At 70.0% G+C, this 14654-nt stretch carries 14 protein-coding genes and 4 pseudogenes; 11 read left to right on the forward strand and 7 right to left on the reverse strand.

What is annotated here, in order from left to right; genetic code table 11:
- Positions 1–133: 133 nt before the first annotated feature.
- A pseudogene (locus tag FM051_RS48130) lies at positions 134–1035 on the reverse strand (IS5 family transposase).
- Between the two features lie 257 nt (positions 1036–1292).
- Positions 1293–2702, reverse strand: a complete 1410-nt coding sequence (locus FM051_RS48135) for a nucleotidyl transferase AbiEii/AbiGii toxin family protein (protein WP_202919484.1) — start codon at positions 2700–2702, stop codon at positions 1293–1295.
- A gap of 820 nt (positions 2703–3522) precedes the next feature.
- On the opposite strand from FM051_RS48135, the pseudogene FM051_RS54355 reads away from it, so the two are divergent.
- Positions 3523–3630 (forward strand): annotated as a pseudogene (locus FM051_RS54355) (transposase); the annotation flags it as partial.
- Between the two features lie 200 nt (positions 3631–3830).
- Positions 3831–4448: a DDE-type integrase/transposase/recombinase gene (locus FM051_RS48145; protein WP_158854455.1), complete on the forward strand. Its 618-nt coding sequence runs from the start codon at positions 3831–3833 to the stop codon at positions 4446–4448.
- Here FM051_RS48145 and FM051_RS50250 read toward each other — a convergent pair.
- Positions 4396–4551 (reverse strand): annotated as a pseudogene (locus tag FM051_RS50250) (IS30 family transposase); the annotation flags it as partial. The gene FM051_RS48145 and the pseudogene FM051_RS50250 overlap by 53 nt on opposite strands.
- Positions 4552–4557: 6 nt before the next feature.
- Here FM051_RS50250 and FM051_RS48150 point away from each other — a divergent pair.
- From FM051_RS48150 to FM051_RS53530, 3 genes are all read left to right on the forward strand, one after another.
- Positions 4558–4794: an integrase core domain-containing protein gene (locus tag FM051_RS48150; RefSeq protein ID WP_158854473.1), complete on the forward strand. Its 237-nt coding sequence runs from the start codon at positions 4558–4560 to the stop codon at positions 4792–4794.
- 324 nt (positions 4795–5118) lie between these two features.
- Entirely contained in the window at positions 5119–6477 is a 1359-nt protein-coding gene (locus FM051_RS48155) for an alpha/beta fold hydrolase (protein ID WP_238413215.1), read from the forward strand.
- Positions 6478–6822: 345 nt separating this feature from the next.
- Entirely contained in the window at positions 6823–6948 is a 126-nt protein-coding gene (locus FM051_RS53530) for a hypothetical protein (RefSeq protein ID WP_274383907.1), read from the forward strand.
- A gap of 30 nt (positions 6949–6978) precedes the next feature.
- Here the strand turns inward: FM051_RS53530 and FM051_RS48160 are convergent, their stop codons facing one another.
- Positions 6979–7827 carry a carboxylesterase family protein gene (locus FM051_RS48160; protein ID WP_202919485.1) on the reverse strand — a complete coding sequence of 283 codons (849 nt, stop codon included), beginning with the start codon at positions 7825–7827 and terminating at the stop codon, positions 6979–6981.
- Between the two features lie 19 nt (positions 7828–7846).
- Here FM051_RS48160 and FM051_RS48165 point away from each other — a divergent pair, with 19 nt between their 5' ends.
- Entirely contained in the window at positions 7847–8257 is a 411-nt protein-coding gene (locus tag FM051_RS48165; protein WP_202919486.1) for an integrase, read from the forward strand.
- A gap of 24 nt (positions 8258–8281) precedes the next feature.
- Here the strand turns inward: FM051_RS48165 and FM051_RS48170 are convergent, their stop codons facing one another.
- Both FM051_RS48170 and FM051_RS51250 read right to left on the reverse strand, forming a co-directional pair.
- Positions 8282–8809, reverse strand: a complete 528-nt coding sequence (locus FM051_RS48170; RefSeq protein ID WP_158854459.1) for an alpha/beta hydrolase — start codon at positions 8807–8809, stop codon at positions 8282–8284.
- Between the two features lie 135 nt (positions 8810–8944).
- Positions 8945–9037, reverse strand: a pseudogene (locus FM051_RS51250) (IS5/IS1182 family transposase); the annotation flags it as partial.
- A gap of 676 nt (positions 9038–9713) precedes the next feature.
- Here FM051_RS51250 and FM051_RS48180 point away from each other — a divergent pair.
- From FM051_RS48180 to FM051_RS48200, 5 genes are all read left to right on the forward strand, one after another.
- Positions 9714–10247, forward strand: a complete 534-nt coding sequence (locus FM051_RS48180) for a hypothetical protein (protein WP_158854461.1) — start codon at positions 9714–9716, stop codon at positions 10245–10247.
- Positions 10163–10768 carry a site-specific integrase gene (locus tag FM051_RS48185; protein WP_158854463.1) on the forward strand — a complete coding sequence of 202 codons (606 nt, stop codon included), beginning with the start codon at positions 10163–10165 and terminating at the stop codon, positions 10766–10768. The genes FM051_RS48180 and FM051_RS48185 overlap by 85 nt, the downstream gene beginning before the upstream one ends.
- 297 nt (positions 10769–11065) lie before the next feature.
- Positions 11066–11842 (forward strand): hypothetical protein, encoded by a 777-nt coding sequence (locus FM051_RS48190; protein ID WP_158854465.1) that lies wholly within the window; start codon positions 11066–11068, stop codon positions 11840–11842.
- A gap of 107 nt (positions 11843–11949) precedes the next feature.
- Positions 11950–12633 carry a hypothetical protein gene (locus tag FM051_RS48195; RefSeq protein ID WP_158854467.1) on the forward strand — a complete coding sequence of 228 codons (684 nt, stop codon included), beginning with the start codon at positions 11950–11952 and terminating at the stop codon, positions 12631–12633.
- A gap of 83 nt (positions 12634–12716) precedes the next feature.
- Positions 12717–13928, forward strand: a complete 1212-nt coding sequence (locus FM051_RS48200) for an IS256 family transposase (protein ID WP_238413216.1) — start codon at positions 12717–12719, stop codon at positions 13926–13928.
- Positions 13929–14095: 167 nt separating this feature from the next.
- Here the strand turns inward: FM051_RS48200 and FM051_RS48205 are convergent, their stop codons facing one another.
- Positions 14096–14539, reverse strand: a complete 444-nt coding sequence (locus FM051_RS48205) for a hypothetical protein (protein ID WP_158854471.1) — start codon at positions 14537–14539, stop codon at positions 14096–14098.
- Between the last annotated feature and the right edge of the window lie 115 nt (positions 14540–14654).

A 14654-nucleotide genomic window follows, 5' to 3' on the forward strand; every position in this document is an offset into this window, starting at 1 on the left:
TGGGCGTGATCATCGTCGTGCTGGTGATCGTGACCGTCGCCAGCCTGATCAAGACCAAGCACGACCCGTCGACGAAAGCCCACGCCGGCTCGCTGCGCGCCCACCACCCGACCGACCAGAGCTAGCCCGTGTTTCAAAGGTGTCGTAGCCAGATGTTGATGGCGGCGATGTGGACGGTGGCCTGGTAGCGCACGGCGAGCTTGTCGTATCGGGTGGCGACGGCGCGGTGTTGCTTGAGCAGGCTGATGCCGCATTCCACGGCGTGGCGCTGTTTGTAGATCTCCGGGTCGAACGCCGGTGGCCGTCCGCCGTACGAGCCTTTGGCCTTGCGGTGGGCGGCCTGGTCGCGGGGCTGGGCGATGGTCGCCTTGATCCCACGACGGCGCAGGTAGGCGCGGTTGGCCTTGGAGCTGTAGGCCTTGTCGGCAAGGATCCGGTCCGGCCTGGTCCGTGGCCGACCCCCGTCCACGCGCGGCACCCGGATGGCCTCGATCACCGGTGTGAACTGCGGGCTGTCGCCTCGTTGTCCGGCGGTGACCAGCAGCGCGAGCGGGCGTCGTCCCTGCTCGCAGGCCAGGTGCAGCTTGCTGGTCCACCCGCCCCGCGACCGCCCCAACCCGTGATCGGCCGGCTCCACCCCACCGGTCGCGGTGTCGGGCGGCTCGACCTGGAGATCCCCCTTTTACGGGCGCCGGCGGCATGCTGGTGCGCCCGCATGATCGTGGAATCCACCGACACGTCCCACACGATCAACCCGTCGGCCTCCGCGCGGGCCTGCAACGCGGTCAGGACCGCCTGCCACACCCCGGCCCGTTGCCATCGTCGGAACAATCCGTACACGGTCTGCCAGGGCCCGTATGCGGGTGGGACGTCGCGCCACGGGGCGCCGACCCGTGTCCGCCACCGGATGCCGTCGATCAACTGTCTTTTGCTCCACTTGGGCGGGCGGCCCGGCTTGCGTCCGACGGGTAACAGCGGTTGCAGCAGCGCCCACTGCGCGTCGGTGAACGTGCCGAGGCTGAAGTGGTTGAACATCCCGAACCTCAACTGGACCAGCTTGTCGAGGTTCGCCTGGAGGGAGTCGGCATAGGCCGTGCGTGCGCCGACGGGCAGCGCCGCGAGCACGGCGGCGGCCCCGGTGAACGCCAGGAAGCTACGTCGTGATGACTGACCAGAGGACATACAGGTCTCCTGACAGGGCTGTTGCACGGTGTTCCGTTCGTGCGGTGGTGATGGTGGTGGTGTCCTGCGCTGCGCTGCCGGTCCGGAGTGTTGCGGTGGGATCAGAGGGTTCACGAGCGGGTCAGCGCGTCCGCGAGCCTGCGCAGCCACGGCCCGGCGTCGCCCTCGACGCCGGGCTGCTCGGCGCGGAAGTTCTCCCAGTCGACGCGGAGGTCGAGCACGGACGCCCAGGTGAAGCCGTCGGCCTCGTCGCCCAGCTCGGGACGGATCAGGTCGCGGACGAGGTCCAGCGACACCGGGGTGCGCTCGGCGAGCAGCACGGCGTCGTACAGGTCCTTGCCTTGCGGGTACATGTCGGTCACCAGCCACTGGAGCTTCCAGGCCAGCGACAGGGCGGGCGAGGCGGCGAGCACCCGCGTGCCCAGCGGCGGCACCTCGACGGCGACCGGCGCGTCGGGCAGGTCCTCGTTGAACACCAGGTCCGCCTGCACCGCGCCCTGCGGCAGGCCGTCGACGTCGAACGGGAACACCAGCCGCCGGCCCGGCACCCGCTCGTAGGTCCAGATGTGCTCGGCCACCACCTGGTCGGCGCGCAGCCCCGGACCGGGATCGGCGGCGACGGCGGCCACCAGGCCCTCCAGCATCGCCCGCGCCTCCGGGCCGTCCGGGGCGAAGGTCTTCGGCACCACCACGAAGTCCAGGTCGCCGGGTTCACGGGCGACCTCGCCGAGCCAGGCGCGGAGCGCGACGCTGCCGCGCAGCACCAGGTTCCCCGCCCACGGCGAGGCGGCCAGGACCGCGAATACGTGCGCCATCGCGGCCCGCCGGGCGGCCGACCAGCGGGCGCCTTCGGCCGGGTCGCCGAACACCGGCTCGCCCGCCCGGTAGGCGTGGTCGAAGTGCTTGAGCGCCGGGTCGAACACCCGGTGCTGCCGGACGTCCCGCCCCTCGGCCGCCAGCGGGCGGAAGGTCGACGGCGCGCCGCGGCCCCGGGACGCCGCGCTGCCGAGCAGGGCGTCGCGCACGTTGTGCCGATCGCCCCACCGGGTGGAGTCGAGCCACCCGCGGTCGACGTGCAGCGCGTCGTCGTGGACGACGTACTCCTCCTCGACCTCCAGCACCTCGTACCCGCCGTCGCGCAGCACGGCCAGCAGCGCGTCGAGCCGGGTCCGGGCGGTGGCGAGGCCGACCCCGCGGCACCGCTGCGTGACGAACCGCTCCTCGTGCCGGCCGCGTCGCCGCCGGGCGTTGCGCGATACGTTCGCGCCGTTCTCGGCGATCGCCCACCTCAACCGGTCGACCGCGTCGCGGTCGCCGGAGGACAGCAGCACCTTCACGTGGTGCTCGAAGTACAGCTCGTCGGAGGCGTCCAGGTCGGACGCGGGCACGCCCTCGTTCCACGGCGCGGCCTCGATCTTGACCCGGAGCACCCCCAGCCCCTCCGCGGCCAGGTCGGCCCGCCACCCCTCGGCGAGGCGATGCAGGTCCTCCAGCGTGCCGCTGCCCTGCACCGTCAGCATCGGTTGGGAAGGGGGTGTCGCCGCGGTTGAGCAGGATGTGGGTGAACTTCGCGCCCCGCCGGGAGGCGAACGCGGCCAGCGCGCCCGCCTCCTGCGCGGAGCCGGTCAGGTGCACCTCGAAATCGCCGGAGAACATGCCCCGGATCCTGTCACCACCGCTCGGACGGCCGGAACGCCTTTCGCCGTCGGCCCTGCGCACCACCGGAGCCATCCTCCCACCGCTACAACACCTCCGGCATTGCGCGCCGTGTGTCGCAGCGGGTGGCTACGATCGGCGCACCGGGCAAGTGGTGCCCGTATCGAGAGTCGTAGGGAACGACGCGCGCATGACGAATCTCTCGCAAGAACCCGGCGACCAGCCGACGCCGGACAAACGCCGATCCCACAGCGCACTTAGCCGGCCCACCGGCGGACGCCCACACCACAGGCGGTGACCCCGCGATCTCCGGCACCGTCCCAACGGCGTTCGACCCGGCCGGAACCGCCGGCGCGCCCGTACCCGGGCCCTACCCCGCGCAGCCCGTCCAGCCCGCCCCTGGCCACGCCCAGCAGACCGGCTACGGCTACGGCTACGGCTACCAAGCTCCACCGCCGTATCCACCGCCGCCGTCGAGCGGTGGCAACAAGACCGGTCTGATCATCGGCATCGTCGTCGCACTCGTGGTGGGTGTCGGCATCGGTGTGGTCACGATGACGGTCGCCAACAACGACGAGGCCCCCGAGGTGTGCTTCCCCTCGTAGCGTGGAGACCTGAACCAAGAGGGATGGTTGGGTCGTGGGAGACAAGAGACGTCGGTTCGATCCGTAGTTCCGTGCGGGTGCGGTGCGCATCGTGGCCGAGACCGGCAAGCCGGTCGCGCAGGTCGCCCGGGATCTGGGGATCAGCGCCTACACCCTGCACAACTGGGTGAAGGCCGACCGACAGGCCGGGCGGGACGACGGGCCCTGGACTCCGCCGAGCGCGAGGAGTTGGCGCGGCTGCGGGCCGAGCGGGCGCGGTGGGAGAAGGAGAAGGCCGGGTTGGAGATGGAGCGTGATGTCCTCAAGCGCTCGGTGGTCGGGTGGGTGAAGGACTCGATGGACCGGTGATCGTGGCGGAGTTCATCGCGTCCCGGAGGACCGCCTCTGGTGTCCCCGCATGCGATCGCCTGCCGGGCCTTGGAGGTCTCGCAGTCCTGGTTCTACAAGTGGATCAACCGGAAGCCGACCAGGCGTGACCGGCGGCGGGCGCGGCTGGACGAGGAGATCGGGAGGTTGTTCGCCGCCTCGGGCGGAACCTACGGCAGCCCCCGGATCACCCGTGATCTGCGCGAGGCCGGCTGGACGATCTCGGAGAACACCGTCGCGGCGCGGATGGCCGGACCGGGTCCGGCCGGGCGTCCGCCGAAGCGGCGGCGGTCGCCGGCCCGGCAGGGCAGACGGCCGGTAGCCCGGGATCCGGTGCGGCGGAACTTCACCGCCGTGGCACCGGATGTGTTGTGGTGCGGGGACGTGACGCGGATCGACACCGACGAGGGACCGCTCTACCTCGCGACGACCGAGGACCTGTTCTCCCGTCGGATGCTCGGTCACGCGATGTCCGAACACCACGACGCGGCCCTGGTCGTGGCGTCGCTGCGGATGGCCGCCGCGATCCGGGGCGGGGACGTCGACGGGGTGGTTTTCCATACCGACCGCGGGTCGGAGGGCGGATTCAATCGGTCGTCGCAACACCGGTGCCTTGGATTGATTGTAGGTGATCGTTGAGTGCTTCGGCTGGTGTCTTCCAGCCGAGTGTCTTGCGGGGTCGTGAGTTGAGTGTGGCGGCGACCGCGGCGAGGTCCTCGGCGGTCCAACGGGAGAGGTCGGATACGCCCTGGACAACGCCGTCGCCGAGGCGTTCAACAGCACGCTCAAGGTCGAGTTCGTGCACCGGCAGCACTTCAGGACCCGCGCCGAGGCCCGGATCAAGGTCTCGACCTGGATCGCGGACTTCTACAACACCACCCGGAGACACAGCGCCAACGACGGTCTGGCCCCGATCCCGTTCGAGCATCGGATGGCACAAGCCCGGACGGCATCAACGGCCCAGGTCAGGGCCGAAGTGGCATAACACCGTCTCCACGATTCGAGGGGATTGACACTACGACCGGCACCGGCCCCGTCAAGCACGCGACCAAACTACTGCCGAGGCACGGGGGCAGCCCACCGCGGTGCACGACCTCAACACCCGCAGACTGCCCCGTACCCGGATCCTGGGTGTACTCGTCAACGAGTACAGACATGCCGCTTGGTCAGTAGCGACGACTTTTCGAGCGGCACAGGCCAACGTCGCAGAGGCCGTCAGCGCACGGATCTAAGTTGTGCACATCCTTGACGATCGTCGTTGTTCTGCCTAACGTCTGCGGTGCTGGTTCGCCTACGGAAGGTGACGACAATGGCTGTCGCACGACGAGCCCTGGTCGCCGTGACGATCGTGGTGACCGGCTTGGTCGCCCCGGGCGGTGCCACGGCTCAAACCGAGACCGCGACCCGTCACGCCGGTGACCTGCCGAACGGCACGACCTGGATCGCCGATGTCCCGGCACGCTGGAACGGCACGATCCTGCTCTACAGCCACGGCTACAACCCGTTCCCGGCGAACCCGCCGCAGAACGCGCCGAACCAGGCCACCGCCGACGCGCTTCTCGCGCGAGGCTACGCATTGGCCGGTTCGTCGTACTCGCGTTCCGGGTGGGCCACCGGTACCGCGGCGCAGGACCAGCTCGACACGTTGCGCGCGGTGACCGCGTTGACGGGCGCTCCGCGCCATGCGATCGCCGTGGGCACCTCGATGGGCGGACTGGTCACCGGTGTACTCGCCGAACGCGCGGGCGCGCGGCTCGACGGCGCACTGGCCACCTGCGGTCTGATGGGCGGCGGCACCGACCTGCTCAACTACCAGCTCGACGGCGCCCACGCGCTGGCCCGACTGCTGCTCGGCGACCAGTCGCCGAAGCTGGTCCGCTTCGGCAGCGCCGCCGAGGCGACCGCAACCGCACAGCGGATGGTCGACGCGCTGGACCAGGCCCAGGCCACGCCGGACGGCCGTGCGCGAACCGCGCTGATCACCTCGCTCTTCCTCGAACCCGCATGGGAGTCCGGGCAGCCGAAACCGGCACCGGGCGACCGGCAGGCGCAGCAGGTGGGCCAGTACCGCAACCTCCGCGCCGTCCTGCCGTTCATCGTCCCGGCGCGGTACGACATCGAGCAGACCTCGGGCGGGAACCCCTCGTGGAACGCCGGTGTGGACTACCGCAGGTTGCTCGTGGAGTCCGGCGGGCTCGGCTTCGTGGCGGACCTCTACCGGCAGGCGGGCGCCGACCTGAACAGTGACCTCGACCTGCTCACCCGTACCGCCGATGTGACCGCGGACGACGTGGCCTCCCGCTGGATGACCTCGACCTCGGTCCTCAACGGACGGTTGCCGATGCCGGTGCTCACCATGCACACCACCGACGACAACCTCGTTCCGGTGCAGCATGAGGAGGAGTACGCCGAGGATGTCCGCATGGCGGGTTCGGGCGGACTGCTGCGCCAGTCCTACGCCGACCACCCGGGGCACTGCACGTTCACCACCGCCGAGTTGGTGGCTGCGGTGGAGACCGTCCACCGCCGCGTGGAGACCGGGCGCTGGGACTCCTCGACGCAACCCCGGCGGATGCAGGCGCTCGCGGAGTCCCTCGGGCTCGGCCCCGCCGCGTTCGTCGAGTTCCGCCCGCAGGAGTTCACCGGAGACCGCCGGTCACCACGGTAGGGGCACCTTGGTCCTGACCGGCTTCTCGATCACCGCAGCCGACCCCCGGCGCCTCTGCCAACGGACCGGGAGGGGGTCGAACGCATAGCGCTGTTCCGCTCGTCCGTCACCTGCTCGGTCCGGGTGTGCTCGACCGCCTCGTGAACGTCCCCGTGTGCGTAACATCAACTGGCGGCCGGTCCGGGTGGATCGTGTGCAGTGTGGACGGATAGGGCATGGTTGACAGGGGGATTCGTCGAACACCTCCACCGTAGATCAGTCGGAGGGCGTGGGCGCCGCCCGCCGCCGTCCAGCCCCAGGACGGCCCGTTGAGCGCCGGATATCCCTCCTGCACTCGGCGGAACCGTGATCGCCTCGATCGAGCGACAGATCGTCCACAAGCTCGGCCCCGCCGACACGACACAGCTCGTGACCGTGCTCAACCGCGTGACCGACGCCGTCTTCGAAACACCACCCACCGCCCGAAACTGACCAGGCCCCATCAGAGCCCCCGCAGCGACGTCAGGGTCGTTCGGTCCATGTGGCGGTGGCGTCGTCGGCCGGTGGTTCGGTGACCATGTCGGTGCTGCCGCCGAATTGCCGGCTGTTGGCGCCGGCGTGGGGGTCGTAGAGCGGCCATCCGGGGTCGCCGGTGGCGGCGAAGCGGGCCCACGCGGCGGTGAGGTCGTCGCGCACTGCGACCAGATCCGGGGCGGCCGGGTCTACGCGGTCGAAAAGCATGGTGAGCTCGGCGCCGTGGCGTGCGCCGAGGGTTGGGCCCAGTGGTTCGGCGGAGAACAGGTAGGTGTGGGCCCGGCCGCCGGCGGTGACCTGGGCGGCGGCGAGTCTGTCGGCTGGTCGCCGGTAGACGGCGTCGGTGAGGAACAGCGTGCGCAGCGCGGTCGGGTCCGCGTCGGGTGACCGATGCCGGTAGGCGGCGAGCAGCCGCTCGGGGGAGGCGACGCCGGCGTGTTGCATTTCGGTCAGCAGTGCCTGTTCGTCCGCGGACGCGCAGGAGGGTCCTTGCAGGGCTTGGAAGAGCCGCATCTCGTCCCGGTCGGCTCCGACGAGCAGGCCGATCCCGGCGGCGGCACCGTCGGCGACTGCTTGCTGCGGGTGCCGCGGCAGGACGCTGCCGTCCACCACCACGCCCCATCCGCGTCCGCCGGGCAGGCTGCGGCGGCCGAGGTCGGCGTCGACCACCCTGTTCTGCACTTCGAGGATCTCCTCGACCGGCACGTGGAGGAGATCCTCGACCTTGTCGAGGCCGAGGGCGGCCAACAAGTCCGTGGCGATCGCGGTGCCGGTGTGTGGGGTACCAGAACTCTGCAACGGGTCGCCGACCTGCGGCGATCGCGCATCACCGATCACAAGAGAATGATCGTGAGGCGTGGCGTCACGACTGCTGTACCTGATCTTCGTCCGGCTCGTCGGCTGGCTGGTCCTGCTCGGCCGGTCTTCCGCGGCCAAGGACGTCGAACGGGTGGTGCTGCGGCACGAGGTCGCCGTGTTGCGGCGTATCAACCCATGCCCGCGGTTGGGCTGGGCCGATCGCGCGGTGCTCGCCGCACTGGTGCGCCGACTCGCCCGTCCGTTGCGCGGACACCGACTGGTGACACCGGACACCGTCCTGCGATGGCACCGGCGCCTGGTCGCCAGGAAGTGGACCTACCCGAACCGGAACGGGCGCCCACCAGTCGACGAGGCCACCGTGGCGTTGATCGAGCGCATGGCCAGAGAAACACCGACTGGGGCTACCGCCGGATCCAGGGCGAACTGCTCACGCTCGGCCACCGGATAGCCGCGTCGACCATCCGCCGCGTACTCAGGCGTCAGCGGATACCGCCCGCGCCGATCCGGAACACCGACACCTCCCGGCGGCGATTCCTACACGCCCAGGCCGCAAGCATTGCTCGACGTAGCGATTCTTGAAGTTGAGCTGCGGGTTCAGCAGGGTCAAGCGGTCGAGTTCACTTGGCCGCTTGGCGGCGTAGTAGGCGGCCAGGCCGCCACCGAAGCTGGTCCCGAGCAAGCTCACTCGCTCGGCGCCCGTTGCTTCGCACACGTATTCCAGCGCCGTCCGGATGTCGTTGAGGTGGGCCGACAGCGTCGTTTCCTGCGGCGTGCCGTCGCTCGCACCGTGGGCGCGGAGGTCGTAGCGCAGGCTGGCAATGCCGGCATCGGCCAGGCCGCCCGCCAGGCGCGCGAAGAAGCCGCCCTCCTCGCGGGTGACGCCACCACCATGCACCAACACGACCGCCTGCTCCGCCGCAGTGTCCGGGGTGACGAGGGTGCCGCGGAGTTGAGGACCGTCGAGCGTGCGGACCGTGGTGCTCGCGCTGAGGTGCTGCATCTACGGCTCCAACTTGTCGGCTGCACTCTCATGATCCCGAGCCGGTGCACACCCAGCAAGATCAGGCGCGCGATGCTTGCGCACTTTGTCGAGATGAGACCGAACGACATCACGAACGACCGCGGGCTGGTTGACCGGCGTCGACACGCCGATGCCCGCTCCGTCGTAGCCGCTGTCGGCCAGTGTTGGCAGATCGAGTCGGGAGGCGGCCCAGTACAGGGCGCCCAGGAGCTGCTCGCCCGGACCAGCTCGATGGCGGGCTGGAGCGGGAGCAGCCGGATCAGCGTGCACAGCGCCCCGGGGTAGACCGACAACGGGTCGCGGACGACCGTGGTGACCGACAAACCCAGCGCGCCGAACGCGAAGACGATCATCGCCGAGGCCGGGACGACCAGCACCGGTGGTCGCCGCCGCCAACACGGTGATCGGCGAGGAACGAAACAGACACGATCCGGCACCGGCGGCACCAAACCCTGTGAGGCAGCAGCCAGTCTCGGCCACACGACCGGGCCGGAGAGAGGGAGCAACCGCACAGTCCACAGCAGACAGGGCAACCCCGCGTCCGTCCTGGCCACGCGCTCTACGGCGAGTCCGTGGATGGCTCGCCCCGTGGGGATTGCTTCAGCGCTACTGGCGAGCGTGGTCAAACAGGCCCCTGCCCATCGGGTTACGGACATTGCTCGACACCGTCGCGAATGGACATTCACTACTGAATCTCTACATCCCGCCTTAACAAACTACCGGCATCAGTGAACCCTTTTCATCCTGGTCTGGATGTGTTGGCGGGCAGCACGTGGGCACGTGAGGTGGCGACGGTCAATGCCTTCTACGAGTGGGCGTGGAAGGCGGGCGTCGGGCCGATCAACCCGATCCCCAGAGGGCGGCACGGCCGGCCCCGGCGGGGATGTTCACGCGGACGGCCGGTGCGACGACTCCGGCCACGGCACCGCACCACGCGCGGCGGGAGAAAATCGAGTGGCTGCCGCCGAAGTCCTACCGGACCTGGCGCGAGGTGGGCCTGCACGGGTACGGCGTGGACGGGCTGCCGGAGCGCGGTTTCCGTGGTCGTTGGGCCGGTCGCAACGCGGTCTTCGCCGATCTGATGGTGCGCACGGGGTTGAGGTTGACCGAACAGGCCGGCCTGACGGTGTTCGGCCTGCCGGCGCAGGCGTCGGGCGGGACCGGCTACCGGCGGTTCTGGCTGCCCGCGGCGATCGCCAAGTGGGGATCGGCCCGGTGGGTCTATGTCCCGGTTGCGCTGGTCAGGGAGTTGGCGGTCTATCGGGAGGTTGATCGGCCGGAGGCGGTGGAGACCGCGCGGAGCCGGGCGTCTACGACCGCATCCGGCGGCCGTTGGTCATCGAGGACCCGGCCAGGCCGGAGGTGTCCCTGCCCGGCGGGTGCGGCTCACGGCACCGCGTGCGCCTGGAACACCTGAAGCCCGGGGAACGGCGGCGGGTGCTGGTCGACACCCCGGAGGGGCTGGAGCCCGCCATGTTCTGGCTCGGTGAGGAGGGCGCGCCGCTGGCGGTGTCGTCCTGGAAGGACATCTTCGTCACCGGCAACGGCCGGTGCGCGCGGCGCGGGTTGGACATCCGCTGTCACCCTCACATGCTGCGCCACTCGTTCGCGGTGGTGACCTTGGAACAGCTCCAGCGCGGGCACATTCGCGAGCTGGAGGACATGAGCCCGGCGCAGCGCACGCACTACACGCAGGTGTTCGGCGACCCCCTGGACTGGGTCCGCCGTCGGCTCGGACACGCGTCGGTCACGACGACGCAGGTCTACCTGCACTGCCTGGCCGAAGTGGAGATGGCCACCCGACTGGCGCTGGTGCCGGATTCCTGGGACGACCCGCGCGACACGTCACCGGAGCTGATCGGGGACGACGCAGCCCCTCCCGATGACCAGGCCGTGCCCCGCGGGGCGGACCTCGGCGACGGCGAGGGCCGGGAATGAGCGACGACGGCCGGGGAACGACCGGCCCGGGACGCCGCGCGGCCATGCCGTCAGGGCGGTTCGACGCCCCCGCACCGATGGGCACCGACGGCGAGGGCGGTTTGGTGGTCCGCTTCGTCGGTGACGACGGCCGCCACGCCGAGCTTCCTGCGGGGCAGCTGCCGCTGCCCGGATGGATCGAGCCGCCGGGACGGGCGTTGGCGGCCCGTGTGGGCCCGGCCGGGTCGATCCGCACGCGCGCCCGCGGCGCGCGACGTCCGGGAAGCGGTGGCGCGATTCGTGGGACACCTTTCCGAGTTGCCCTCGCCGCCGGCCCACCCGACCCGGTTGCGGTTGGAGCACGTGACCGGCTTCGAAGCCGAGTTGCGCAGCCGGCACGCGACGGAACAGGTCGTCTGGATGATCCTTCGCAAGATCAACTCGGTGCTGTTGGTCTCGCCGATGGCGGAGTCGTTGGTCGTCGAGGTCCTGGACCATCTGCGGGCCCGCCGCCGTGGTCTCGACGGCCCGGCCACCCGATCCAGCTACTCCGACGGGGAGTTGCAGCGGCTGATCAGGCGGCTGCGGCAGGAGGCCGCCGCGATCCGAGACCGGGTCCAGTCCGGGCAGCAACTGGCCGAGCGCTACCGCGACGCTCCGGACGAGATGGAGGTGCGCAGGACCAGGCAGATGGGCGGTCACCTGCCCTCGGCCGCCAGGTCCAACACCTACCCCGTGCTGTTCTCCAATTACCTCAGCTGGGATGCCACAGTTCGGGACTGGGCGCAGGAGGTCGTGGCCACGGCGTTGACCGACGCCGAGGATGCTGCCTGGCAGGCTCACCGCCAGGCCCTGGCTCGCGCCGGTGGCCACTTGCGGGTGATCGGCGGGGACCCGACCCCGCAGCGGCTGGAACAGGAGGGTGTCGACTCCGACGCGGCCGAGCGCGTCGCCGCCGGTGAGCAGGATGCCGCCTGGACCACCTGTGCGGACCCCGATCAGCATCCCGAGACCGGTCGGCCCTGCCGGACGCCGTCGCGGTTGGACTGCTTCCACTGCGGCAACTGCGTGATCACCCGCGACTGGACCTGCTGACCTGGATCGACGCCCAGGGAACCACTCTCGGAGACCTCCGCCAGGACGACCTCGACCGATGGCTCGACGAGGAGAACACCCAACGCCGCAACCGCATCCGCTACTTCTTGAACTGGACAACCGGCCGCGGCCTCAGCCGCCGACTCACCGTCCCACTCATCCCACGCCAGGAATCCGCCGACCTGCTCGACGACGACGAACGCCGACAACTCCTGCAACGCTGCCTGGCCGACGAGGCGCTTCCCATCCAGGCAAGGGCAGCCGGCGCGCTCATCCTCCTCTTCGCCCTCCAGGCCCAGCGAATCCGGCACCTCACCACCGACCAACTCACGCAGAAGGGAGACGACACCTACCTGACGGCAGGCCGACACCCGGTGCTGCTGCCGCCACGGCTCGGTGCCCTGCTCCAAGACCTGGTCTCCCGGTCACCGGCACCACTGATGATCCCCCACGGACCGAACACACCCCGCCGGCTGTTTCCCGGCAGAGTCCCCGGACAACCCATCGACGGACACAGCCTCACCAACCTGCTCAACCGGCACGGCATCAGCGCCCGACCCGCCCGCAACGGAGCCCTCGCAGCACTCGCCTCCGACCTGCCAGCCGCGATCCTCGCCGACCTCCTCGGCCTCCACGTCAACACCGCCGTCCGATGGATCACCTACGCACGCCGAGACTGGACCGACTACCTCGCCGTACGAGCCGCCGAGCGCGGCGGGACTGTTTCAAGATCGGTGTGTCCGGCCCGACACGCCGGGCCTGGGGTCCGGCGGGATGGGCACTGTGAGTGATGACATCTGAGCTTGTGAGCGCACGGAAGAGCGAGACCGGGACCGGGCGGCAACTGTCGCCGGAGCAGGCCGCCGCGGCGGCGATGGTGGCCGAGGCCAAGGCGCGAGGGCTGGCGCTGACCGGCCCGGACGGCCTGCTCAAGCTGTTCACCAAGAGCGTGCTGGAGACCGCGCTGGGCGAGGAGATGACCGAGCACCTCGGGCACGAGAAGAACCGTGCCGAACCGGGGCGCGAGTCGACCAACGTGCGCAACGGCAGCCGGACCAAGACAGTGATCTCCGACGCGGCCGGCGAGGTCGGGATCGAGGTGCCCAGGGACCGCGAGGGCACCTTCGAACCGCAGATCGTCAAGAAGCGACAGCGCCGCCTCACCGACGTCGACGAGATCGTGTTGTCGTTGTATGCCAAGGGATTGACCACCGGGGAGATCTCGGCGCACTTCGCCGAGATCTACGGCGCCTCGGTGTCGAGGGAGACGGTGTCCCGGATCACCGACAAGGTCGTCGCGGAGATGAACGACTGGGCGGGCCGCCCGCTCGACGCCGTGTACGCGGCGGTGTTCCTCGACGCCATCGTGGTCAAGGTCCGCGACGGCCAGGTCGCCAACCGGCCGGTCTACGCCGCCATCGGCGTCACCGTGGACGGGCGCAAGGACGTGCTCGGCCTGTGGATGGGCACCGGCGGTGAAGGTGCCAAGTTCTGGATGAGTGTGCTGATCGACCTGAAGAACCGCGGCGTCCGCGACGTGTTCTTCCTGGTCTGCGACGGCCTCAAGGGCCTGCCGGAGGTGGTGGCGACGGTGTGGCCGCAGACCATCGTGCAGACCTGCGTGGTGCACCTGATCCGCAACACCGTTCGATTGGTGGCCCGCCAGGACTGGGACGCGGTGAAGCGCGGCATCACCCCGATCTACACCGCGCCCACCCCCGACGCGGCGGCGGCCGCGCTGGAGGACCTGGACGAGAAGTGGGGCCGGAAGTACGGCGCGATGATCCGGTTGTGGCGCAACGCATGGGACGAGTTCGTGCCCTTCCTGGACTACGACGTGGAGATCCGGCGGATGATCTGTTCCACCAACGCGATCGAGTCGCTCAACGCCCGCTACCGCCGGGCGGTCCGCGCCCGTGGGCATTTCCCGACCGAACAGTCCGCGATGAAGTGTCTGTACCTTGTCACTCGCAGCCTGGACCCGACCGGGACGGGCCGCGCCAAGTGGACGATGCGGTGGAAGCCCGTGCTCAACGCTTTCGCCATCACGTTCGGTGACCGCTGGCCGAACGCCGAAACCTACTGATCAACAACGCCGGACACACCGATCCTGGGATAGACCCAGCGCGGCGAGCCACAGCGGGACGAATAGCTCCCGATCAGCGGCATGTGCGGATGGGGGCCTTCGGGGTCTCCACTCCGGTCCGGCATTGGCATCCTGCGGGAGGAGGAGGGACGCAGCGCAGTGTCCATCTAACTGTCGGCGAGCAGCTGTTCCATGTCTTCGACAGGAAGGGCGGGGTTGCCGGCGGCGCCTTCGCGGAGCAGGGGGTCGGGATCGGCCAGGAGTTGGTGGAGGCGGTCGTGGGAGAGGTTGGGGTTGGCGGCGGCGGCGCGGCGCACGCCGGCCACCGGGTCGGCCAGGAGTCTGAGCGCGAGTTCGGGCGGCAGGTCGGGACGAGAGGCGATCGCCTCCCGGTCCCGGGGGCTGTCGCCGGCCGCGTGGCCGAGCACGGCCTCGGCGGGCAGCCGAGGGTGACGGAGCAGATCCCCGCGGCTGTGACCGTGCCAGCGTTCAACCAGGTCGACCAGCGTCGCTGAGGGGACGTCGGAGTGGCGTTCACAGACCAGCAGTCGGGTAACGAAGTCCGGGTCCTCGGCCAGGCGTCGGACGGCGTCTTCTGGCCTGGGTTCCACAGATCAGGGTGTTGGTTAGTCCACGAATTGGCGGGTTGACCTGCGGAAATACGTGGTTGCCCGGTGACATGGCGTGTCACTAGACGGGGGGTGTTCGTGCTGGTCAGCGTGTCGC

The organism is Saccharothrix deserti, from assembly GCF_009769385.1.
In the GTDB taxonomy this organism is placed as follows: domain Bacteria; phylum Actinomycetota; class Actinomycetes; order Mycobacteriales; family Pseudonocardiaceae; genus Actinosynnema; species Actinosynnema deserti.